We start from the raw sequence: 23,556 nt of genomic DNA on the forward strand, positions 1-23,556 counted from the left end.
AAAAAAACTCATATTTTTTGAGTTTTTTTTATATTTTTCTTGACCTTGACCTTAGGTCAAGATATATAATATTAGTATCAATGAAAGGAGCGTTATGCAAAATATTAAAGCTATCACAAAAATGACAGGTTTAACCTCCAAAACTTTACGGCATTGGGAGTCTGTAGGACTTCTGGCCCCCGCGAGAGACCAAAACGATTACCGTTTATATTCTGAACAAGATATTGCTCAAATTTTTTATATCATGAGCTTAAGGAAGTTGGACTTGCCCCTTGATCAAATCAAAAATATCCTCTCACAAGATGAAGATGAAAAGAAAACTTTAAGCCAACATTTGATGCGCTTAAATAATCAACTCAAGCACCTTGAAAAACTGATTGAACATCTGTCACACAAATTAGAAATAGGAGATTACCACATGAATGAACAAGAATTTGAACTTCTCAAGAGTACACAACTGAAAGAAAACGAAGATAAATATGGCGCAGAAATCCGTCAAAAATGGGGCAGTGAGCGCGTCGATAAGTCATATCAGAAATATGCTCAAGCAGATCAAGCCAAAATCAAATATTGGCAAACTTCACACGAAAAAATGATACAAATGTTGGAAGAAGCTTATGAAAATAAAGATGATAATCTCGCCAAACAAGCTATTGCTCTCCATAAAGAAATCTTAGAGCTCTTTTGGCCAGAAGAAACCATCGCTCCTGAAGCGCATATTAACTTAGGACAAATGTATGTTGAAGATCCTCGCTTCCGTACCAATTACAACCAAAAACACGCCCAGCTTCCCGAGTATTTCTTAGAAGCGATTAAAAATTACTACAAATAAAAAGCCCAAAGGGCTTTTTTACTCTATTTTTTTCCGCAATTTTTCTACAAAAAGATAGGCCGCTGGGCAAGTTACTGTGTTTTTCATAGTCAGATTGTTAATTTGATAAATCTTTTTCCGATCTGTGTGAGGAAATTCACGGCAGGCCTTAGGACGAACCTCGTAAATGCTACAAAGATTGTCACTACCAAGAAAGGGGCAAGGCATTGTTTGAAAAACCTTGTCACCATCTTCATCTACACGTAAATATTGGGCTTCAAAATCGGCCGCCTTCATGCGAAGATACTTCGAAATACGGGTAATATCAGCTTCTGTAAAAAGTGGACCTAAGCTCTTACAGCAGTTAGCACAAGCCGTACAATCGATTTCAGCAAAAACTTCATCATGTGTTTCTTTTACAATATAATCTAAGTTTTTAGGAGCCTTCTTTTTTAAGTTGCCCAAAAATTTCTTATGCTCCTTCTTCTTCTGAAGAGCCAAATCTTTATAATGTTCTATATCCATTTCTTCATCATTATATCATAAATGAATACGAGAAATAATCACAGCTCGCTTTTCTCAAACAATTCACTGAATACAAAAAATGCCTGAGTTAGCTCAGACATTTTCTGCTTTTAGGAGTAGGTTTTATGAAAAATTTTATTGGAATAAGGATATTATAATGGACCCGACTTAAGCTAGGCTAAAGCCACACTGAAATAAAACTAAAATTCAAAAATTATCTTTTCTTAATGGCTAGCCAGATTTCAGAATATTTTTCTTCATCTTCACTAAACCAATCTGTAAAGGAAATTTGAGGCAAATCCACTAATTCATAATCTGAACTTGGTAACCATTGGGTAAAAATTTCTGTCCAAGTTACTTGAAGTGCCTCTGGAAAAGTCCCCTTACTAGAAAAAATTGCCCAAAGACTTTCAGGTACCTCAACCTGATTAAGCTCCTCAAATATATTATCTTTTGTGCTTGCAAATCCAATCATATGCGTCAAATGTGTCTCATCTGCATCATAAGAAATATTAAGTGGCATTTGAGGGGGCAAATTACCCAAGGCACGCATATTTTTGCGCTGTGTTTCCGTAATAGACTGAGTCAAGTCTAGAATCTCCTGATTAACACCTTCGTACTGTTGCCTCACACGTTTTTCTACACCGATTAAATGAAAGGCTGCTTTTGTTTCGATTTTTACATCCATGTTTTTTCCTCCTGTCATGGTTATTTGAAAGTTGATTTTGGAAAAAGTGGGTACAAACTGACCTTCTTGCACTGATTTTGGCGTCCGCCCCGACCATTCTTTAAAAGCCCGGGAAAACCCTTCTAGACTGTCATAGCCATAAAGAAAGGCTGCTTCCGTTACGGACATCCCTGCAAGCAAAGCTGCTGCTGCTTCTGATAAGCGACGTTTACGTATATACTCCGACAAAGACATCCCCGTAAGATAGGAAAACATCCGCCTGAAATGATAATCAGACACGAAAGTGATCTGGGCAATTTTTTGACTATCTATACTTTCAGTCAAATGATCTTCAATGTAATCCATTGCTTTGTTAAAAGATTGAAGCATCTACAACTTCCTCCATGATGCAAGTTTATCAAAACTCGTTAAGACTTACTTGATACTTTTTGAATCAATTTTATCAAAGTTTCTTCTAGAACAAAAATTGCTAATTTTTTTAGTTTTCACAATGGTTAGAGTTGAACAATTACGCTGTTTCAAAAAGACTGAAAATATGATAGAATAAGGCGATAACCTTTATAAGAGTTAACTTTTATAAACCAATATAATTAGGAGAAAAATATATCCATGCTTACAGTTTCTGATGTTTCATTACAATTTTCTGACCGCAAGCTTTTTGATGACGTTAACATTAAGTTTACGGCAGGAAACTGCTATGGTTTAATCGGTGCCAATGGTGCCGGTAAATCAACTTTTTTAAAAATCTTGGACGGTGAAGTTCAACCCACAACTGGTCACGTTTCAATGGGCCCCAACGAGCGTATGTCTGTCCTTCGTCAAAATCACTATGACTATGAAGATCAAACACCGCTTGATGTTGTTATGATGGGTAATGAAAAGCTCTACGCCATCGCACAAGAAAAAAATGCCATCTACATGAAAGAAGATTTTTCTGATGAAGATGGAATGCGTGCAGCTGAACTCGAAGCAGAGTTTGGCGAAATGGGTGGTTACGAAGCCGAAGCTGAAGCCGCTCAACTCCTTCAAAGCTTAGGCATTAAAACTGAACAGCACTATGATCTCATGGCAAATTTGACCTCTGGCGAACACGTTAAGGTCCTTCTAGCACGCGCGCTTTTCGGTAAACCAGATGTTCTTCTCTTGGACGAACCTACCAATGGGTTGGATATTCAAGCAATCAACTGGCTTGAAGATTTCCTCATCAACTTTGAAAATACAGTCATCGTTGTATCCCATGACCGTCACTTCCTCAATAACGTTTGTACTTATATGGCCGACCTGGATTACGGTAAAATCAAACTTTATCCTGGTAACTACGATTTCTGGAAAGAATCTTCTGAACTTGCCCTTCGCTTGCAAGGGGATGCCAACCGCAAGGCTGAAGAAAAAATCAAAGAGTTGCAAGATTTCATCGCCCGCTTCTCGGCCAACGCTTCGAAATCAAAACAAGCCACATCACGTAAGAAAATGTTGGATAAAATCGAAGTGGAAAGCTTTGTGCCTTCTTCTCGTAAATATCCATTTATCGGTTTTGATCAAGAACGTGAAATCGGAAATGACTTACTCCGCGTAGATAATTTGTCCGTCGAAATCGATGGTGAAAAAGTCCTTGACAACATCAGCTTTATCTTAGCTCCTGGTGACAAAACTGCCTTTATCGGTCAAAATGATATCCAAACAACTGCTTTGATTCGTGCCTTGATGGGCGATATCGAATACACAGGTGAAATTAAATGGGGTGTTACTTCATCACGTTCTTATCTTCCAAAAGATAACAGCCGTGACTTTGCGACAGACGAATCTATCTTGGATTGGCTCCGCCAATTTGTCTTAACCAAAGAAGAGGATGACAATACTTATCTCCGTGGTTTCTTGGGACGTATGCTCTTCAAAGGCGAAGAGTCTCTTAAGTCTGTTTCTGTCCTTTCAGGGGGAGAAAAAGTTCGTGTTATGCTTTCTAAAATGATGTTGCAACGTGCAAATGTTTTAGTTCTTGATGATCCAACTAATCACTTGGACTTGGAGTCAATTTCTGCACTTAATGATGGACTGAAAAAATTCAAAGGCAGCATTATCTTTGCTTCACATGACCATGAATTTATCAATACGTTAGCAAATCATATCGTTGTTATTTCTAAGAACGGTGTCATTGATCGTATTGGAGAAACTTATGATGACTTCTTGGCTAATGACGAGGTCCAAGCTAAAGTAAAAGAACTTTGGTCTGAAGATTAAGATCAGCTTTAAAAGAATAAATTGTTGCTCCGCCAAGACTATCTTGAAGCGGAGTATTTTTAATAAGGGGACAAGATGAGTAATCAATTGAAAATATTTGCGACAGATATGGATGGCACTTTTCTCGACGAAAACCGCGCCTACGATAAAAGTCGTCTACGTGATATTTTAAAAGAATTTAAAAAAAGAAATTATCTTTTTTGTGCAGCAAGCGGACGTCAACTCTTGGCTTTAGAAGAACTCTTTGACGAGTTCCAAGACCAAGTTGCTTTCTGTGCGGAAAACGGCGCCTTGGTTAAATACCAAGGCGAGATTCTCTACAGCAGTATCTTGGGTCAAGATAAGGCGAGTAAGCTCGTTGAACTCGTACGTCAAAATCCTCATATGCATCGTGATGTTGTCCTCTTTTCAGGACTCAACGGTGCTTATGCACTTCAAACAGCCGACCCGCAATTTGTCGAATTTGCCAATCTTTATTATTCCGATTTAAAATTAGTAAAATCAGTACATGATATTGAAGATGAAATCTTAAAAGTCTGTGTGGAGTTTCCACCAGAAAAAATCCGTGAATGTGAAGACTGGATAAATGCACAAATGACCGATATTCGTGCAACAACGACCGGCTTCCGCTCTATTGACATCATGTCAGCTGGAATCAGCAAGGCTACAGGCCTCTCACACTTGCTCACACACCTTCAATCAAGTCCAGAGTCACTTACAGCTTTTGGTGATCAAAGCAATGACTTAGAAATGCTGGAATTAGCAGGTACCGCTGTAGCCGTTGAGAATGCTATTCCGGAGGTTTTGAAAATTTCCGATAAGGTTATCGGTCACAATCGCGACGCAGCTGTCTTAACTGAGCTCGAAGCCATTTTGGCACATTAATCAAGAGTATGAGCCTTGCCTCATACTTTTTTGACTGTTTTCAGCCTCAATCATATTGGCTAAAACAAAAGATTTTCGTTATAATTGAACAGAGAAATTATCGGAGGATACACTATGAGAATCGCAATTGATGCTATGGGTGGCGACTTTGCACCCGAGTCAATCGTTAAAGGAATTAATTTAGCAAAAAAAGAATTTCCAAATATTGAGTTTCAGCTCTACGGGGAACCTGAAGCAATTAAAGCACATTTAGAGGATGAAAAAAACGTAAAAATCATCGCAACAACTGAGCTTATCGACTTCCACGATGAGCCAGTAAAAGCTATCCGCAAGAAAAAAGATAGCTCTCTCGTCCGTGCGGTTAAAGCAGTCAAAGATGGTGAAGCTGATGCTGTTCTTTCTGCAGGAAACACTGGAGCTCTGCTTGCTGCTGGCTTATTTATTGTCGGTCGCATCAAACAGATCGACCGGCCAGCTCTTATGAGTACACTTCCTACTGCAGATGGTACAGGCTTCGATATGTTAGATTTAGGTGCTAACGCTGAAAATAAACCTGAACATCTGGCTGACTTCGCTATTTTAGGGAGCTACTATGCGGCCAATGTACGTGGTGTTAAAAATCCTCGTGTAGCACTTCTCTCCAACGGCTCTGAAGAATCAAAAGGTTCAACGATGATTAAAGAAACGCATGCTTTACTCTCAAATATTGAAGATATTAATTTTATTGGTAATATTGAATCGCGTGACATCTTGACTGGAGCAGCTGATGTCGTTGTCGCTGATGGTTTCACGGGAAACGCTGTGCTTAAAGCTATCGAAGGGACTGCAAGTGTTCTGATGCGTCAAATCAAAAACGGCATCATGAATGGAGGCTTCACCACTAAAATCGGTGGAGCTCTTGTGAAAAAAGAACTCAGCAAACTCAAAGACACGATGAGTACCGATAGCGCGGGTGGTGCAGCTTTAGTAGGTGTCAAAGCACCTGTTATCAAGGCTCACGGTAATTCTAGCCCTGAGGCCATTGTTTCAACGATTCGTCAAATCCATCGGATGCTAGAAACGGATGTTACTGGCCAACTGGTAAAACATTTCGAAGACAAAAACTAATAAAAAAAGCTTTACCATAATGGTAAAGCTTTTTGTTAGTTGTATTTTTTGTAGTACACATTTTTGACAAACTGTAACAATAAGAGATAAGCAAGGATAATTAGGCCCCAGTAGAAGAAGAATTGAACAGGCAAGTGTGCTAAGTCAATAATTGATCCATAAGAACTTAAAATCAATGTAAAGCCAACGACAAATGCGCCAATTGTAGAAAGGATAACTGGCAACGAAGGACGACTTTGCAAGAAGGGGACTTTTTTGGTACGCAAGATATGAAAAGCCAAAGCTTGTGTACCTAAGCTGACTGCAAACCAACCTGCTTGGAAAAGGTTAGCATGGGCAACTGTATTAAAGCCAAAGACATACCACAGTACAAGGAAAGTGATGATGTCAAAGATAGAAGACACGGGTCCAACAATAAATGCAAAACGAGCAAGGCCTTTAGTTTGCCACTTCACTGGACGTGCAATGTCTTCTTCGTCAACATTATCCCAAGGAATTGAAAGTTGACTCATGTCATAAATCAGGTTCAAAGTTAAAATTTGTAAACTGAGCATTGGCAAGAAAGGTAAAAAGGCGCTAGCCACCAAAACTGAAAAGACATTCCCAAAGTTTGAAGACAAAGTGATACGAATATACTTCATCATGTTTGTAAAGACTTTACGACCTTCGGTTACACCAGTTTCCAAGACTTGTAAACTTTTCTCAAGCAGAATAATATTTGAGGCATCTTTAGTGATATCGGCTGCAGTATCTACTGAAATTCCAATATCCGCAGCGCGTAAACTTGGGGCGTCATTTATTCCATCTCCCATAAAACCAACCGTGTGAACCTTACGAATAAGTTCAATAATTCGTGCCTTTTGCATTGGATTTAATTTTGCAAAAAGATGTACTTCCATAGCTGTATTGAACAGTTCTTCATCATCCATAAGATCAATTTCACTTCCGATACAATAACGGTCAACCGGAATTCCAACATCTTCACAAACTTTTTGCGCTACAATGGCATTATCACCTGTCAACACTTTTACAGTTACACCGTGATTTTGTAAACTATTGATTGCTTTAGCAGCAGATTCTTTGGCTGGATCAAGGAAACCGATAAAACCGACAAGGGTCATATCACGCTCACTAGCAGAGTCAAATTCTTCTAATTCATCATCTGAAATGATTCGCTCCGCAATAGTCAGGACACGCATGCCTTGCATATTCATTTCACGGTTGACTTCTTTCATCTCTGCTAAACGTTCTTCCGTAATTTCGACACGTTCCCCGTCTTCCATTACATGTGTACAGATAGCTTGCATTTCCTCAACTGCGCCCTTGGTAACCATCAAGTTTTTATTGTCAGTTTTCACGACGACAGATAAAAGACGGCGTGAGAAATCAAACGGTATTTCATCAACTTTTGTAATATTTTCATCCGGTAATTCTCGACCTATTTTTTTGAAATAGTCAATGACAGCAACGTCCATCAGATTTTTCCAACCGGTTTGGAAGTTAGAATTGATAAAAGCGGAATTTAATACTTCATCTGCCTTGTTTCCACGTGAGTTTACATATTCAACCATCACGACACGGTCTTCTGTAATTGTGCCTGTCTTGTCTGTACAAAGTATATCCATTGAACCTAGATTCTGGATAGCAGATAGATTTTTTACTATGACTTTTTCTTTACTGAGCGCTACTGCACCTTTAGCCAAATTGGCATTGACAATCATGGGCAGCATTTCAGGTGTAAGACCTACAGCTACAGCGATGGCAAAGAAGAATGATGTTTCGAAATCGCCTTTTGTTACCCAGTTCAAAACTAAAACAACTGGGAACATAATCGCAACTAAAGTCAATAGAAGGCGACTTACACGGCTCAATCCTTTATCAAAAGCAGATTCAACTTTTGTGGCTGTAGCTTTGCTTGCAATATCACCGAACATAGTAGAAGCGCCTGTTTTAACGATTAAAATCTTACCATTTCCTGATAAAACATCAGTCCCCATAAAGAGAACATTTGGAGCATCTAGAGCTGATGTAACTTCCCAATCAATTTGCTCATCTTCATCTAAATCTTCCGGTAAACGCTTCTCAACCGGGAAAGATTCCCCGGTTAAAGAGGCTTGGTTGATAAACAGATCACGGTGTGAGAGCAGAATAGCATCTGCTGGAATCATATCTCCCGTTTGAAGCTGAATGATATCTCCTGGGACAACCTCATCCATTGGGATTTCAAAATTTTCCGCCCCACGTTTAACGTTTGTGGTATTTTCAATCATCTCATGTAAAGCGATTGAAGCTTTTTGTGACTTGTATTCCTGTACAAAGCTTACACCAGCAGATACGGTAACCATGAGCAACATGTAAAGTGCACCTTCCATATCTCCTGTCAATGCCGAAACAACTGCCAAAAAAGCTAGAACAAAAACAAATGGATTCTTAAATGCATGGAGCAGTATAATATACCAGGGAATGGGTTGCTGACTTGCAACCACATTCGGCCCGTATTCGTCTAAGCGTTCCTCAGCCTGTTCAGCGTTTAAACCCGTAAAGCTCGTGTTTAAACGTTCAAAAAGCTCGTCACGATTCAACTGTGCCAACTCTTTGAGCACATCGTTTTTGTTTGTTTTCATTTTTTGCATACTTGCACCTCCCTCGTTTCTAGGGCGTAAACCTTTAAAAGATTTACTTTTCTGTTATTATGGTGTGGTTTGCGAAATTCCTCTCTTTATTCTACTACAAATTAAAGGAAAGTCCTCCAAAGATACTAAAACGCAATCATAAAGTAAATTATTCTACATACAAGAACATACTTCACTTCTTGATGTTATTTTTGTAAACCAGGACTATGTTATCCACTTGTAAACTTAGTTGACACTCGATTTCCGTTTATCCTTAAGTTATACACATGTTTACAACTTTGGTTTTTAGACAACAAAAAAAACATGTGGAAAGATATGGAGGGACCTTTCCACATGTTAATAACTTTGATTTAAAGAACGAGTTCGGCATCAAGCTCAATAGGAACTGATGCTAAAGCCTTGGATACTGGACATGTTGCTTCGATCTCTTTTGCTAACTTTTGAAATTCATCATCAGAAATTCCAGCAATTTTCGATTGGTTCTTCAAGTGAATCTTTGTAATCGCAGGACCATCGGCTGTTACCGCAAAGGTAACATCTGCTTGGGTGTATATGTTATTGACTTTGTAACCTTTTTCGCTTAGAAGCAATGAGAATGCCATACTGAAACAAGCAGCATGTGCAGCACCCAAAAGTTCCTCAGGGGTTGTTATTGATGCCGAATGCTCTGCGCGCGCTTCAAAATTATAAGGTGTATCAGTAAATACTTGTGAAGAATCTAGACTGATGGTACCTGAACCATTTTCTAAATCTCCTTGCCATTGTGCGGATGCTGTGGATACATTTGCCATATTTTTCTCCTTTTTGTGTTATAAATAGTTAGTTTGCCTATATTCTCAGTATAGGATTTTATTATGGCCTTTTCAAGAGATTGGGCTCAGACTTATTTGACATTATTTGAAAATAAATGTAGAATTTGTACTATCAGAAGAGTAGCTTTTCAAAGAATTCTTTAGGAAGTTGACGGTGGTGCAAGTCAATGTTTTCAGAAAAGTGAATGGGCTGATAATAATAAAAAATGATTTTAAGCAATATAAATCACGGCTGCTCCCGTTAACAAAGCACTTGTTCCTAGGACAAGCTCGAGGAAATTCTTAAAGAATTTCGAATTACGGTGGTACCGCGTGAAAACGCCCGTAAAGTATTTTTACAATGCTTTACGGGCGTTTTTGTTATAAAATTTTGTACATCCAGAAGGAGAGAACTACCATGAATAAACCTACAATTTTAACTGGCGATCGCCCTACAGGCAAACTCCATATCGGACATTATGTTGGCTCACTAAAAAATCGTGTGCTTCTACAAAATACAGGAAAATATAACATGTTTGTTTTCCTTGCCGACCAACAAGCACTTACCGACCATGCCAAAGAACCAGAAAAAATTATCCAATCTGTCGGAGACGTCGCCTTAGATTATTTGGCTGCTGGCCTCGATCCAGAAAAATCAACAATTTTTATCCAGTCCCAAATCCCCGAGTTAGCTGAACTTTCAATGTATTACATGAATTTGGTTTCTCTAGCGCGACTTGAACGAAACCCTACCGTTAAAACAGAAATTGCGCAAAAAGCCTTTGGCGAATCTATTCCTGCTGGTTTCTTAGTTTATCCTATCGCTCAAGCCGCAGATATTACTGCATTTAAAGCCAATCTGGTTCCTGTAGGAAATGACCAGAAGCCAATGATTGAACAATGTCGCGAAATCGCCCGTTCTTTCAATAATGCATATAACTGTGACGTTTTAGTTGAACCTGAGGGACTTTATCCAGAAAATGAAGCAGCAGGACGTCTTCCTGGTCTTGATGGGAATGCAAAAATGTCTAAATCACTTGGTAACGGCATCTATCTGGCTGATGATATGGATACGCTCAAAAAGAAAGTGATGAGTATGTATACAGATCCTGACCACATCAAGGTTGAGGATCCAGGTAAAATTGAAGGCAATATGGTCTTCCATTATCTTGATGTCTTTGGACGTGAGGAAGATGCTGCTACTATCGCCGAAATGAAAGAGCATTATCAGGCTGGTGGCTTAGGGGATGTAAAAACAAAACGTTATTTATTAGATATTCTCGACCGTGAACTCTCTCCAATTCGTGAACGCCGCATCGAGTTCGCTAAAGATATGGGCGCTGTTTATGATATGCTTCAAGCGGGCTCTGAAAAAGCACGTGCTGTTGCTGCAAATACCTTATCTGAAGTAAAATCAGCGATGGGTATTAACTACTTTGATGCTAAATAAAAAGAAGGCAAGAACTTATGACAACTCAAGAAAAAATTGCCGCCTTTGCTAAGAAAATCCATGAGAATAACAATGATGGACATGGCTTTGACCACGTCAGTCGCGTTGTCAAGCTCGCAAAGCAAATTCTTGCTACGGAGCCCCTTGCAGATCCAAGTTTAGTGGTTGCTGCGGCTTACTTGCACGATACCTATGATGAAAAGATATGCTGCGATGTAACAAAACAAAAACAAAACGTGGCAGACTTCTTAACTTCTTTAGACTTTTCCCAAGGGAAACAAGATAAACTCTTTTATATCATTGATAACATGAGTTATTCTGCCAATCTTTTAGAAAAAAAAGAACTCGATATCAATGGGCAAATCGTCCAAGATGCAGATCGTATTGATGCGATGGGCGCTTGGGGAATTGTACGTACCTTAGAATACGGCTGGTCCAAAGGTCGAACCTTTTACGACTCACAGATATTACCTGAAAAGTTCGAAAATAAGCATACTTATCATCAAAATCAAGGTACAACACTCAATCATTTTTACGAAAAGCTCTTTCTACTCAAAGATTTATTGAATACAGCGCATGCTAAAAAAATAGCCGCAAAGAGAGATAAAATAATGCACGATTTTGTTACTGCTATCGAAGAAGAGTATAATATTTAGAAGGAAAAGTTATGGTCTTAGCAAAAAATAATACTTTTATGGAAAATCGGAATACATGTCTTGTTTTTGCTCATCGTGGCTCGAAATGTAACCGCCCTGAGAATACTTTAGCTGCCTTCCAAGAGGCTCTTCGTATTAAAACAGATGGTATTGAGCTCGATGTCCATCTATCTAAAGATGATCAATTGGTCGTTATTCATGATGAGAAGGTCAATCGAACAACTTCTGGGAAAGGGCGTGTCCGTAACCTGACACTAGCAGAGCTCAAGCAGCTAGACGCCGGATCCTGGTTTGATGAGCGTTTTCAGGGCGAACGTATTCCTACATTACATGAGGTTCTAGATCTACTGATCAGTGAGCATTTCACAGGTTTTTTAAATATTGAACTCAAAACCGATATTATTAGTTATCCTGGTATTGAAGAAAGAGTATTGGGGCTTGTTTCTCAGCAATCCCTTCCTTTCACAATCATCTACTCTTCTTTTAATATCAATACACTTCAGAAGCTTCACGCTCTCGGTGTAAAAGATGAAATTGCCTATCTTGCGGGTAAAAAATTACAAAAGATAAGTCTAAACAAAGTAAGAAGCTTCATGTCCAGTCTTCATTTGAAAAAAAAGTACGTTTTAAAGTATCCCGAACTTCTCGCACCGGATAGTCGCCCTCTCCGTCTGTGGGGTATTGATTCAGAAGCAGATATGCGTTATGCTTTTCAACATAATATTGCAGGAATCTTCACTGATTTTCCTGAAAAAGCATTAAAAATCAGACAACACTTATAAAAACCATAAAAGCATGCTTCAGCATGTTTTTTTCTATGCTTAGTATTTCACAATTTTGTGGGAGAAATAGCATAATATTGGGTTATGATAGCGGAGTCATTTTTCTTTACTTTCTATTTCACAAGGGATATAATGAAACTATATGTGTTCAATGTCAAAGACATTTGACATATATTTTTAATGGAAGGAGAATCTATGCAATATATCAATTATCTCGGGCAGGATGCCTATACTAACATTGCGATGGATTCTTGGTTATTAAACAATTTGAAAGCAGACGAGCCTGTCTTTTCCCTTTGGCAAAACAAGCGCGCTGTTATCGTTGGACGTAACCAAAATACTTTTGCTGAGATAAACCAAGATTATATTGATCAACATGATGTACAAGTTGTACGTCGCGTATCTGGTGGTGGTGCTGTCTATCATGATGAAGGAAATATTTGTTTTACATTTTTTGTTCCCGTAGCCAGTTCAGCCCAGGTCAACTTTCATCAATTCGTGAAACCCATGTATGATGCACTTCGTTCCCTTGGTATTGAAGCCGAAATTACTGGAAGAAATGATTTAGAAATTTCGGGTAAAAAAGTTTCAGGAAACGCCCAACGTTATGCTGGTGGCTATCTTATGCACCATGGTACTTTACTTTGGGATACCGATGTGGAGGCGATGATTCGCTCCCTGAATGTCTCTGACGAAAAGTTTGTCTCTAAAGCTGCTAAATCTGTTCGCGCACGTGTCGGAAACATTAAAGACTTTGCACCTGACTTAAACTTAGATACTTTTATCGATGCCCTCAAATACTATTTGACGGACCAAGGTAAAGATGGTAAATATGTTCTGAACGATGAGCAGCTCGCGGGTATAAAAGCTGCACGTGATGAACAATTTTCAACCTGGGATTGGAATTATGGTGAAAGTCCTAAATTCAGTTTCAACAATCATGCCAAATTTACTGGCGGGTCAATCGATATCCAAGTTGACGTTGATAATGGTCTGATTACTGATATTAATTTCTTGGGGGATTTCCTTGGTGTCCGTGACTGGCGTGATATCAAACAAGATTTTATCGGTCTTCCGTTTAACCCAGATGCTGTCTATAATGTTTTAGAAAAAAACAAAGCAGGTCAGTATTTTGGAACAATTGAAAACAGCGAACTTTCACAGCTTTTTAGAGCTGATGAATTGGTTTAAAAAACAAGAATGAAGAAGAAAGGGAGATATTTATGTCAAACAGCACAAAAATCCTCGATTTCAAAGAACAATTAGAATTACAAGATAGCGCATTTCCGACGCTCCAAATCTTAGACGAAAACGGAAAAATCGTTGACGAAGAAGGCCTCAAGCGTGCCGATCTTTCAGATCAAGATTTAGTAGAACTCTTTAAAAATATGCTTCTTAGTCGTCAAATCGACATCCGTTGCATGAAGCTTGCTAAACAAGGCCGTATGGGATTCTTTGGACCAACTGCAGGCCAAGAAGCTTCTCAAATGGCTTCTGCTTTTGCATTCACTGATGAAGACTGGCTCTTCCCAGGTTACCGCGATTTGCCACAAATTTACGCTAAAGGTTGGCCAATCTGGAAAGGTCTCCTCTGGTCTCGTGGACACCAACTTGGTAATGAATACACTACAGACGAAGGTGCGGAAGTAAAATCTTGGTTCCCACAAATCATCATTGGTGCTCAATACGTTGAAGCAGCTGGTGTAGCTTTGGGTCTTAAAAAACGCAAAAAAGATGCCGTTGCCTTTGTTTATACTGGTGATGGTGGTTCATCTCAAGGTGATACTTACGAAGGTATCAACTTTGCTTCTGCTTACAAAGCACCACTTGTTGCCTTTATTCAAAATAATGGTTATGCGATCTCAACACCACGTGAACTCCAAACAGCAGCACCTCACTTAGCAGCTAAAGGTTGGGCAGCTGGTGCACCATCTATCGTTGTCGATGGTAACGACGCAATCGCTATGTACTTAGCAGCTAAAGAAGCTCGTGCTTGGGCTGTCGCTGGTAATGGACCTGTAGTTATTGAAGCTCTTACTAACCGTTTGGAACCTCACTCAACAGCTGGTGATGATCCACTTCGTTACCGTAGCCAAGAAGGACTTGATGCTTGGTGGGCAAAAGAACCATTGCTCCGTATGCGTACTTACTTGACTGAAAAAGGTATCTGGGATGATGCTCAAGAAGAAGCTTATATCGCTGAACTTGATGCTCGTATCGATGCAGACATCAAGAAAGCAAATAATGTTGAAAAACAAAAAATCTCAAGCTTCTTGAAAAATACACTTGAAGTACCTAGCCAAGTAATGGCAGAACAAATTGCAAAATTTGAAAGTGAGGGCAAGTAAACATGGCAGTAAAAACTTATATTGCAGCAATCACAGAAGCGCTTGACTTGGCGCTTGAACGTGACGAAAACACATTGATCTTCGGGGAAGACGTTGGACAAAATGGTGGGGTATTCCGTGCAACTGACGGACTCCAAGCTAAACATGGGGAAGACCGCGTTTTCAACACACCTTTGGCTGAATCTGGTATCGGTGGTTTAGCAATTGGTCTTTCAACTCAAGGCTTCCGCCCTGTTATGGAAATCCAATTTGGTACATTTGTTTATGAAGTTTTTGACTCTATTGCTGGACAAATGTCACGTACACGTTACCGTTTTAACAACACACGTCATAACCCAATCGTTATCCGTACACCTTATGGTATCGGTACAAAAACACCTGAAATGCACGCAGACTCTATCGAAGGGCTCTTTGCTCAAATTCCAGGTCTCCGTGTTGTTATGCCTTCAAACCCGGCTGATGCTAAAGGTCTCCTTTTGGCAGCCATTGAAAACAACGACCCTGTAATGTACCTTGAAAACTTACACCTTTACCGTTCTGTTAAGGGCGAAGTTCCAGAAGGTTACTACACAACGCCTTTGGACCAAGCCGTTGTTGCTAAAGAAGGTTCAGACGTTTCGATTATCGCTTACGGTGGGACAGTTCCTTTAGCTATCAAGGCAGCTGAACAACTCGAAAAAGATGGTGTTAGCGCTGAAGTTCTTGATTTGCGTACCGTTTCACCACTTGACATCAAATCAATCGGGGAAACAGTTGAAAAAACTGGACGTGTTGTTGTTGTTCAAGAAGCACAACGTACAGCTGGTATTGCTGCTAACGTTATGGCAGAAATTTCAGAACGTTTCGTTCTGTCACTTAAAGCACCTATCGGCCGTGTAGCTGGGCCAGATTCTATCTTCCCATTTGCTCAAGCCGAAAATGACTGGGCAATTAAAGCAGACGATATTGTGAAAAAAGTGAAAGAGGTAGTAGATTATGACTGAAATTTTTAAAATGCCTGATATCGGCGAAGGCATGCACGAAGGTGACATTGCTAACTGGCTTGTAAAAGTCGGAGATGTCGTTAAAGAAGACGATCCCGTAGCCGAAGTACAAAACGACAAATTGATGCAAGAAATCTTGTCTCCTTACTCTGGTACTGTAACAAAACTTTTCGTCGAAGCCGGAACAACTGTTGAGGTGGGTGCTCCGCTTATCGAATACGATGGAGATGGCTCAAGCGAAGCTGACACTGCTGAAGCGGCACCCGCTGCTTCTTCTGAAGCTCCTTCAGGTGAAGCTCAAATCTTTACCATGCCTGATATCGGTGAAGGTATGCACGAAGGTGACATCGCTAACTGGCTTGTAAAAGTTGGTGACGATGTCAAAGAAGACGATCCTGTGGCTGAAGTGCAAAACGACAAATTGATGCAAGAAATCTTGTCTCCTTACTCTGGTAAAGTTACAAAACTCTTTGTTGAAGCTGGAACAACTGTTGAAGTTGGCGCTCCGCTTATCGAATATAACGGTAATGGTTCTACAGCCGCCCCTACTTCAGCTCCTCAAGCAGCTCCAACAGCAACTGCCGATGCAGCACCTGCTGCTCCAAAAACTGAAGGTGGTGCTACAACACGTACTACTGCAGACGGTCGCGTTCTTGCGATGCCATCTGTACGTCACTATGCGCGTGAACACGGTATTGATTTGACTCAAGTCCAATCTACAGGACGTCACGGTCACACAACATTGGCAGATGTCAAAGCCTTTGCTTCTGGCGCCGCTGCTCCTAAAGCCGCTGCTCCTGCGGAAGCTAAGCCAGCTCCTAAGGCTGATACAGCTAAACCTGCTGCTCCTAAACCAGCTCCAGCTCCTGTACAAGCAGCTGAAGGTGATCGTCGTGAGCCAATGACACCAACGCGTAAAGCTATCTCAAACGCGATGAGTACACAAAATGCAAATATCCCTGCGGTTACTAACTTTGACCAAGTGGAAGTCTCTAAACTTGTTGCTCACCGTAAAGAGTACAAAGAAATTGCGGCTAAACAAGACGTTAAACTCACTTACCTTGCTTACGTGACTAAAGCCTTGGCTGCTACAGCTAAGAAATTCCCAGAAATTAACGCTTCTATCGATGGTACAGATATTGTTTACCACAACGATGTAAACATCGGTATCGCCGTAAATGCGCCAAGCGGACTTTATGTACCTGTGATTAAAAATGCTGATAAGAAATCAATCTTTACTATTGCTAAAGAAATTTCTGAACTTGCTGAAGCAGTACGTACAGGATCTATCAAGCCAGACCAAATGCGTGGCTCAACAATCACAATCTCAAATATTGGTTCTGCCCGCGGTACTTGGTTCACACCAATCATCAATGGTTCTGACGTTATGATTCTCGGTCTTGGTTCAATCGTTAAAGAACCTATCGTTAACGCTGAAGGCGAATTAGCTGTTGGTCAAAACATGAAGCTTTCTGTAAGCTATGACCATCGTCTCATCGATGGTATGCTCGGACAAGGTTCATTGAACTATCTTAAGAGTCTTTTGGCTGATCCAGCCTACATGCTCATGGAAGTTTAAGAAGAAAAGAGGAAAGAATAATTATGGTTGTTGGTGCACAAGCCACTGAAGTGGATACAGTTGTCATCGGATCAGGCCCTGGCGGTTACGTTGCGGCTATCCGTGCGGCTGAACTCGGTAAAAAAGTTGTTGTTATCGAAAAAGATAATGTCGGTGGGGTCTGCCTTAATATTGGTTGTATCCCTTCAAAAGCCTTGATTAACGTGGGTCACCACTATCAAGACGCCCTTAAGCAAGAAGCAGGAAAAAGCCCATTTGGTCTTTCTAACGGTGAAGTAAATCTTGACTGGACAGCTGCTCAAGCGTGGAAAGATGATAAAGTTGTTAAACAACTTACTGGCGGTATCGCAATGCTTCTTAAAAAGCATAAAATTGAGCTCATCAAAGGTACAGCTGAATTCCTTGATAATGAAACAATCAACGTAGAACAAGAAGACGGTTTCCAACTCTTGAACTTCCAAAACGCGATTATTGCGACAGGTTCACGTCCAATTGAAATCCCAAGCTTCCCTTACGGCGGACGCATTATTGACTCCACAGGTGCGCTTAACCTTAAGGAAATTCCTAAACACCTTATCATCGTTGGTGGTGGTGTTATCGGTTCTGAACTTGGTGGTGCTTACCGTATGTTAGGTTCTAAAATCACTATCGTTGAAGGATTAGACCACATCTTGAATGGTTTCGACAAAGAAATGTCAGATATCATTGCTAACCGTGTAAAAACTGCTGGTTCAGAAATCTTCACTTCTGCTATGGCAAAATCTGCGACTCAAACAGATACAGATGTTACTTTAACTTTCGAAGTAGATGGTAAAGAACAAACAGTTACTGGTAACTACTTGCTCGTATCAGTAGGTCGTCGTCCAAACACAGATATGTTAGGTCTTAACAATACTGACGTTAAGTTGACAGATCGTGGCCTTATCGAAGTCGACGATTCGTTCCAAACCTCTGTACCACACATTTATGCTATCGGTGACGTTGTTCCTGGACCAATGCTCGCACACAAAGCATCCTTCCAAGCGAAGATTGCTGCTGCTGCCATTGCGGGCGGAGAAGACGCTGTTGACTTGCATATCGCTCTTCCTGCTGTTGCTTATACAACAACAGAGTTAGCTACTGTAGGTGAAACACCTGAATCTGTAAAAGATCGTATGGATCAAGTTAAAATCAGCAAATTCCCATTTGCAGCTAACGGTCGTGCTATCTCAATGGACGATACAACAGGTTTCATCCGTTTGATCACAGAGAACAAGGAAGGTGCCGTTATTGGTGCACAAATCGTTGGTCCTGGAGCTTCTGACTTGATTTCAGGCCTTGCTCTTGCAATCGAAAACGGTTTGACTTCAAAAGATATTTCATTGACTATCCAGCCTCACCCAACACTTGGTGAAGCAATCATGGATACAGCTGAAATCGCTGATGGATTACCTATCCACGTTTAAAAGAATAAAAAAAGCATTCATGGGAATGCTTTTTTTATTCTTTCATTATGTCGGCCCAATCTTTCATTCCATCTAAAAACTTCTTTGATTTCAAATGAATACCGACATACTCATCGTAGATACCATCAATAAATAAACGTATCTTTTCTTTCATCTCTCTTTTAACAGATATTTTTTCGAGTTGATCTAAAGATATTTCCTGAAAGAGATTGATCAAATAAAGAACGTTTGGATCCAGATGTAAGCGACGCAAATCTTCATCAAAATGTTGCTTACAAAGACAGGCATTGAATTTATAGGAATAGTCAAAAGGACCTTGCTTACTATGGCAAAACGCACACTCAGCACAATTCAGACTGACACCAAAACGACTTAAGACCTGTAATTCAAAAATATTGGTAACAATTTCTTTATCGAAACCCTCATCAAGCAAATCCAAACACTTAATTAGAAAAGCGTAGAGAGAAGGATCATACTGATTATCAGGTATAGCTGCATCAGCCAGACTAATGATATAAGAAGCATGAGCATTGAGAAAGATATCCTCGCTGATATGCTTGTAAGTGATAGTATCACTCACATCATCCAGAAAAGAAAAGCCTTCATCATTGATTGTTCCCATCAAACTTGCACTTGTAAAGTTTTGTAAGCTGCTGGCATATTTAGAGCGTGCAAAATTTTTAACAAAAAACATGCGTTTACCAAAAGACTCGGTAAAAATCTTGACCAACTTATCCTTTTCACGATAATTTTTAGTATACAGGACGAGCCCGCGGGTTTCAACACTCTTCATTCTTATATTGTAAAGGCAGAGGTCTATCTTTGTCAAGAGACTTATCCTATTGCACCTACAGCTAAGGCTGTTACACAGATAAGCAAAATAACGTTACTATTATTAAAATGGCTTCAACATCTTTTATCATCTTAATTCGATATAAAAAACAGTCTCATCCTAAAGATGAAACTGTTTACTTTATAGTGCCCCCTGCAGGGCTCGAACCTGCGACCCATAGATTAAGAGTCTACTGCTCTACCAACTGAGCTAAGGAGGCTATTCACATGTAATAACTTACTTTATTAGTATAGCACTTTCAGGCAAAAATGCAAGAATTTTTGTATTTATTTCATCCAATCCTAAAAGCTCCATATAAGCTTATTTTAGCCTTTCTTTTACACCATAATAAAAAAGGACATAAAACTTTTATAAAAGCCTCAAACAGCGTTTTGTAGCCTTTTAAGGCAATAAATAACAATACCACAAAAATAATTTAGTTATAAGCAAATATTTACAAATACAAAAAAACACTGATTGAATGCCGTATGCTTACTCCAGTATTGAACCCGCCAAGAAGCCAGGTGGGTGTTCTCGCTTCAGATCAGCTGCTCTTACTTTATTCAGAGTCTTAACGCTATCGAATGTCTCTTGAACCCCTATGCAATACAAATATAGTCGGTCAAAAATTTGAGTAAACTCGCACATTCCAGTGCTTTTCTATATACATATACTAACATGTTCCTAACTCTTTTTCAAGTAAAAGAGTTAGCGGTTTCATCATTAGTCTATAAAATAAAAAAAGACAACCCTTAGATTGTCTTGGGACTGCGGATGTCAGACTCGAACTGACGACATCATGATTAACAGTCATGCGCTACTACCAACTGAGCTAATCCGCAATACTTGGCATCTACCTTATCTCACAGGGGGCAACCCCCAACTACTTCCGGCGTTATAGGACTTAACTTCTGTGTTCGACATGGGAACAGGTGTATCTCCTATGCAATGAATACCAAATATGGGAACACGAGGATTTGAACCTCGGACCCCTGCGTTATCAACACAGTGCTCTAACCAACTGAGCTATGCTCCCTCATATTTGAAAATGTTTTTCATATCTTTATGAAAAACAAAGCGGGTGATGAGAATCGAACTCACAACATCAGCTTGGAAGGCTGAGGTTTTACCACTAAACTACACCCGCAAATGGCGCGAGACGGAATCGAACCGCCGACACATGGAGCTTCAATCCATTGCTCTACCAACTGAGCTACCGAGCCAAAAATGTAATTCAACAATTAATTGCGGGAGCAGGATTTGAACCTACGACCTTCGGGTTATGAGCCCGACGAGCTACCTAGCTGCTCCATCCCGCGATAATAAAAAGGAGGATGTGGGATTCGAACCCACGCACGGTTTTACCCGCCTGACGGTTTTCAAGACCGTTCCCTTCAGCCGGACTTGGGTAATCCTCCAAAAATAGTCCGTACGGGATTCGAACCCGTGTTACCGCCGTGAAAAGGCGGTGTCTTAACCCCTTGACCAACGGACCATCTTATTATTGCGCTGCCCTCTCGAACAGTACTTTTCTATTATACACTAATTTAGAAATATGTCAAGAATAAACTGTCGTTTTTTCAAAAAAAATTCTTTTAAATTCGTGTTTAGATAGAACCTGTTAAGTGACAACTATATTAGTATACCATATTTTTCATTTTTGTCAAAGAAAAACTCGAATATTCAGTTTAAAAATATCCGAGTTTAGAAAAAAACAGTCTTATTCGACTGTTTTTTCTTCTTTATTCTCATTAGCTGCTTCTTCTTGAGCTTTATTTGCATCTTCAAGGACTTCCTCGAAAGATTTTGCTTCTACAGGCTCATTTTCGTGTTCGATAACATCATCTGGCATTTTTCCTGTCTTATAAAGAGACATGATTTGTTTAGCATCCAATGTTTCGTATTTAAGAAGGGCAAGTGCAATAGCTTTATGTTGTTCACGGTGAGCTTCGATAATCTCAACAGCTTTATCGTAAGCTTCTTTCGTGATTGCACGAATTTCTTCATCAATAGCTTGTGCTGTAGCTTCTGAATAAGTTTTTGTTTGTCCGTAGTCACGACCGATAAATACAGCTTGACTGCCTTCGTAACTGATAGTACCCAGTCTTTCAGACATACCATATTGAGTAACCATGCCACGCGCAATACGTGTTGCTTGTTCAAAGTCATTTGAAGCACCAGTAGTGATAGCGTTAAAGATGATTTGTTCAGCTGCACGACCACCCATAAGACCTGCAAGGTTTTCTTGCATATCTTCTTTTGAAAGGAGGAATTGATCTTCCTTAGGAAGAGCAATCATGTATCCACCAGCGCGGCCACGAGGAACAATAGTAACTTTATGGACAGTATTAGCATTTGAAAGCACTAAACCAACAATAGTATGTCCTGCTTCATGGTAAGCCACCATTTCGCGTTCACGCTCAGAGATTTTCTTATCTTTCTTAGCTGGTCCTGCAATAACACGGTCTTGTGCTTCATCAATATCTGAGGCATCGATAACTTTTTTATCACGACGAGCAGCCACGAGAGCAGCTTCATTGAGGACATTTTCAAGATCAGCTCCAACAAAACCAGGGGTTTGTTGAGCAACAACTTTAAGGTCAACACTTGAATCAAGCGGTTTATTTTTCGCATGAACGCGGAGTACAGCTTCACGTCCTTTAACGTCAGGAGCGCCAACAAGTACTTTACGGTCGAAACGTCCTGGACGTAACAAGGCTGGATCCAGAACGTCTGAACGGTTTGTCGCTGCAATAACAATAACAGAGTTATCATTATCTTGGAAACCATCCATCTCAACCAAGAGCTGGTTAAGCGTTTGTTCTCGTTCGTCATTACCTCCGCCAAGACCAGCACCACGTTGACGACCAACAGCATCAATCTCATCAATAAAGATGATTGAAGGTGCTGTCTTCTTCGCATTTTCAAAAAGGTCACGTACACGGCTAGCACCGACACCGACGAACATTTCGACAAAGTCGGAACCTGAAATAGAATAGAATGGTACACCAGCTTCACCGGCAACAGCTTTTGCAAGTAAAGTTTTACCTGTACCTGGAGGGCCCTCTAAAAGGACACCCGCAGGGATACGTGCACCTAGATCATGATATTTCTTAGGATTTTTGAGGAAATCAACAACTTCGACAAGTTCTTGTTTTTCTTCTTCTGATCCTGCAACGTCTGCAAAACGAACTTTTGAAGTTTTAGCATCTTGTTGTTTAGCTCGTGATTTACCAAAGCTCATTGGGTTGCCGGCACCACCGCCGCCACGTGAGCCCATTCCACCCATCATCAACCAGAAGAAGCCAACCATAAGAAGCATTGGTAAGATGTATGAAAGGATTTGAATCCACATGCCGCTTGTTGAAGCTGGAACGACACTCACTTGGATTCCTTTTTCCTCTGCTGCTGTTTGGACACCTTTAATAACACTATCTGTAGGGATAATAAGTGATTGGAAATTTGTTACTTTAGAATTGTTGCCTGGTAAAAATGGAAGGTTATTGTTACCTTCTACAGGTTTAGGATCCTTGTATTCGCCAGAAACTGTAAACAGACTATCACTAGGCTGCATTTTCAGTGATTTAATATTGCCATCTTTAATGTCACTCATCAATGTAGAATAGCTGATTTTATCAACGTTGGATTGATTGCCACTAAAGAAAGCATTAATACCGAAAACAATGACGATTACAAGCAAGACCCAACCTAGAGTGCTTTTAATAAAGCCTCCGTTTTTGTTGTTGTTAGGATTTGGATTGTTCATATTTTCTTCTTTGCCTTTTATTTTTTTATCTCTTAGT

At 40.0% G+C, this 23,556-nt stretch carries 18 protein-coding genes, 8 tRNA genes, 1 rRNA gene and 1 other annotated feature; of the genes, 12 read left to right on the forward strand and 15 right to left on the reverse strand.

The annotated features are described in order from the left end of the window. Window positions 1-94 precede the first annotated feature (94 nt). Window positions 95-832, forward strand: a complete 738-nt coding sequence (locus tag VNN39_RS03290; RefSeq protein WP_165713323.1) for a MerR family transcriptional regulator — start codon at window positions 95-97, stop codon at window positions 830-832. Window positions 833-850: 18 nt separating this feature from the next. On the opposite strand, the gene VNN39_RS03295 is transcribed toward VNN39_RS03290, so the two are convergent. Together VNN39_RS03295 and VNN39_RS03300 are read right to left on the reverse strand one after the other, a co-directional pair. Beyond that, complete coding sequence (locus VNN39_RS03295; protein ID WP_096368863.1) at window positions 851-1,336, reverse strand: YkgJ family cysteine cluster protein; 486 nt, start codon at window positions 1,334-1,336, stop codon at window positions 851-853. Between the two features lie 214 nt (window positions 1,337-1,550). After that, window positions 1,551-2,393, reverse strand: coding sequence for an AraC family transcriptional regulator (locus VNN39_RS03300; RefSeq protein ID WP_339007228.1), 843 nt, complete (start codon window positions 2,391-2,393; stop codon window positions 1,551-1,553). A gap of 240 nt (window positions 2,394-2,633) precedes the next feature. On the opposite strand from VNN39_RS03300, the gene VNN39_RS03305 reads away from it, so the two are divergent. The 3 genes from VNN39_RS03305 (at window position 2,634) to plsX (ending at window position 6,254) form a co-directional block, all read left to right on the forward strand. Continuing rightward, window positions 2,634-4,262 (forward strand): ATP-binding cassette domain-containing protein, encoded by a 1,629-nt coding sequence (locus VNN39_RS03305; protein ID WP_096368864.1) that lies wholly within the window; start codon window positions 2,634-2,636, stop codon window positions 4,260-4,262. A gap of 75 nt (window positions 4,263-4,337) precedes the next feature. Continuing rightward, window positions 4,338-5,147 (forward strand): Cof-type HAD-IIB family hydrolase, encoded by an 810-nt coding sequence (locus VNN39_RS03310; protein WP_165711730.1) that lies wholly within the window; start codon window positions 4,338-4,340, stop codon window positions 5,145-5,147. A 114-nt stretch (window positions 5,148-5,261) separates the two neighbouring features. Beyond that, window positions 5,262-6,254, forward strand: a complete 993-nt coding sequence (gene plsX / locus VNN39_RS03315) for a phosphate acyltransferase PlsX (protein WP_017368655.1) — start codon at window positions 5,262-5,264, stop codon at window positions 6,252-6,254. Window positions 6,255-6,289: 35 nt separating this feature from the next. On the opposite strand, the gene mgtA is transcribed toward plsX, so the two are convergent. Together mgtA and VNN39_RS03325 are read right to left on the reverse strand one after the other, a co-directional pair. Continuing rightward, window positions 6,290-8,887 carry a magnesium-translocating P-type ATPase gene (mgtA, locus tag VNN39_RS03320; protein ID WP_339007230.1) on the reverse strand — a complete coding sequence of 866 codons (2,598 nt, stop codon included), beginning with the start codon at window positions 8,885-8,887 and terminating at the stop codon, window positions 6,290-6,292. A 350-nt stretch (window positions 8,888-9,237) separates the two neighbouring features. Further along, entirely contained in the window at window positions 9,238-9,678 is a 441-nt protein-coding gene (locus tag VNN39_RS03325) for an OsmC family protein (RefSeq protein ID WP_017370383.1), read from the reverse strand. 125 nt (window positions 9,679-9,803) lie between these two features. Then, window positions 9,804-10,028 (forward strand) — a binding site (T-box leader). A 68-nt stretch (window positions 10,029-10,096) separates the two neighbouring features. Here VNN39_RS03325 and trpS point away from each other — a divergent pair. The 8 genes from trpS to lpdA all read left to right on the forward strand — a co-directional run bounded on the left by trpS (window position 10,097) and on the right by lpdA (window position 18,921). Continuing rightward, window positions 10,097-11,128: a tryptophan--tRNA ligase gene (trpS, locus tag VNN39_RS03330; RefSeq protein ID WP_096368867.1), complete on the forward strand. Its 1,032-nt coding sequence runs from the start codon at window positions 10,097-10,099 to the stop codon at window positions 11,126-11,128. Window positions 11,129-11,145: 17 nt separating this feature from the next. Further along, window positions 11,146-11,784 carry an HD domain-containing protein gene (locus VNN39_RS03335; RefSeq protein ID WP_338997862.1) on the forward strand — a complete coding sequence of 213 codons (639 nt, stop codon included), beginning with the start codon at window positions 11,146-11,148 and terminating at the stop codon, window positions 11,782-11,784. Between the two features lie 11 nt (window positions 11,785-11,795). Continuing rightward, window positions 11,796-12,566: a glycerophosphodiester phosphodiesterase gene (locus tag VNN39_RS03340; protein ID WP_165711727.1), complete on the forward strand. Its 771-nt coding sequence runs from the start codon at window positions 11,796-11,798 to the stop codon at window positions 12,564-12,566. A 195-nt stretch (window positions 12,567-12,761) separates the two neighbouring features. Continuing rightward, the gene (locus VNN39_RS03345) at window positions 12,762-13,757 is read left to right on the forward strand and encodes a lipoate--protein ligase (protein WP_339007232.1); all 996 of its coding nucleotides are present in this window, start codon (window positions 12,762-12,764) and stop codon (window positions 13,755-13,757) included. Between the two features lie 32 nt (window positions 13,758-13,789). Next, on the forward strand, window positions 13,790-14,914 hold the full coding sequence (locus VNN39_RS03350) for a thiamine pyrophosphate-dependent dehydrogenase E1 component subunit alpha (RefSeq protein ID WP_003133590.1): 1,125 nt from the start codon (window positions 13,790-13,792) through the stop codon (window positions 14,912-14,914). Between the two features lie 2 nt (window positions 14,915-14,916). Continuing rightward, window positions 14,917-15,897 carry an alpha-ketoacid dehydrogenase subunit beta gene (locus VNN39_RS03355; RefSeq protein ID WP_096368871.1) on the forward strand — a complete coding sequence of 327 codons (981 nt, stop codon included), beginning with the start codon at window positions 14,917-14,919 and terminating at the stop codon, window positions 15,895-15,897. Further along, window positions 15,890-17,476, forward strand: coding sequence for a 2-oxo acid dehydrogenase subunit E2 (locus VNN39_RS03360; RefSeq protein WP_017370378.1), 1,587 nt, complete (start codon window positions 15,890-15,892; stop codon window positions 17,474-17,476). The genes VNN39_RS03355 and VNN39_RS03360 overlap by 8 nt, the downstream gene beginning before the upstream one ends. 23 nt (window positions 17,477-17,499) lie before the next feature. Next, window positions 17,500-18,921: a dihydrolipoyl dehydrogenase gene (gene lpdA / locus VNN39_RS03365; RefSeq protein ID WP_339007235.1), complete on the forward strand. Its 1,422-nt coding sequence runs from the start codon at window positions 17,500-17,502 to the stop codon at window positions 18,919-18,921. 34 nt (window positions 18,922-18,955) lie between these two features. On the opposite strand, the gene recO is transcribed toward lpdA, so the two are convergent. From recO to ftsH, 11 genes are all read right to left on the reverse strand, one after another. Next, complete coding sequence (gene recO, locus VNN39_RS03370) at window positions 18,956-19,714, reverse strand: DNA repair protein RecO (RefSeq protein WP_338997865.1); 759 nt, start codon at window positions 19,712-19,714, stop codon at window positions 18,956-18,958. Between the two features lie 186 nt (window positions 19,715-19,900). Then, window positions 19,901-19,973 (reverse strand) — tRNA-Lys (locus VNN39_RS03375). 548 nt (window positions 19,974-20,521) lie between these two features. Beyond that, window positions 20,522-20,595, reverse strand: a tRNA-Asn gene (locus VNN39_RS03380). A 2-nt stretch (window positions 20,596-20,597) separates the two neighbouring features. Further along, window positions 20,598-20,713, reverse strand: a 5S ribosomal RNA gene (rrf, locus tag VNN39_RS03385). 2 nt (window positions 20,714-20,715) lie between these two features. Beyond that, window positions 20,716-20,789: transfer RNA gene (locus VNN39_RS03390), tRNA-Ile, on the reverse strand. 40 nt (window positions 20,790-20,829) lie between these two features. Continuing rightward, window positions 20,830-20,900 (reverse strand) — tRNA-Gly (locus VNN39_RS03395). A 3-nt stretch (window positions 20,901-20,903) separates the two neighbouring features. Then, window positions 20,904-20,976 (reverse strand) — tRNA-Phe (locus VNN39_RS03400). A gap of 22 nt (window positions 20,977-20,998) precedes the next feature. Next, a tRNA-Met gene (locus VNN39_RS03405) sits at window positions 20,999-21,072 on the reverse strand. A 9-nt stretch (window positions 21,073-21,081) separates the two neighbouring features. Next, a tRNA-Ser gene (locus VNN39_RS03410) sits at window positions 21,082-21,171 on the reverse strand. A gap of 5 nt (window positions 21,172-21,176) precedes the next feature. After that, a tRNA-Glu gene (locus VNN39_RS03415) sits at window positions 21,177-21,248 on the reverse strand. Between the two features lie 225 nt (window positions 21,249-21,473). After that, on the reverse strand, window positions 21,474-23,519 hold the full coding sequence (gene ftsH, locus VNN39_RS03420) for an ATP-dependent zinc metalloprotease FtsH (RefSeq protein ID WP_017370102.1): 2,046 nt from the start codon (window positions 23,517-23,519) through the stop codon (window positions 21,474-21,476). Window positions 23,520-23,556 lie beyond the last annotated feature (37 nt).

This window comes from Lactococcus formosensis (genome assembly GCF_037892375.1).
Classification (GTDB): Bacteria; Bacillota; Bacilli; order Lactobacillales; family Streptococcaceae; genus Lactococcus; species Lactococcus formosensis.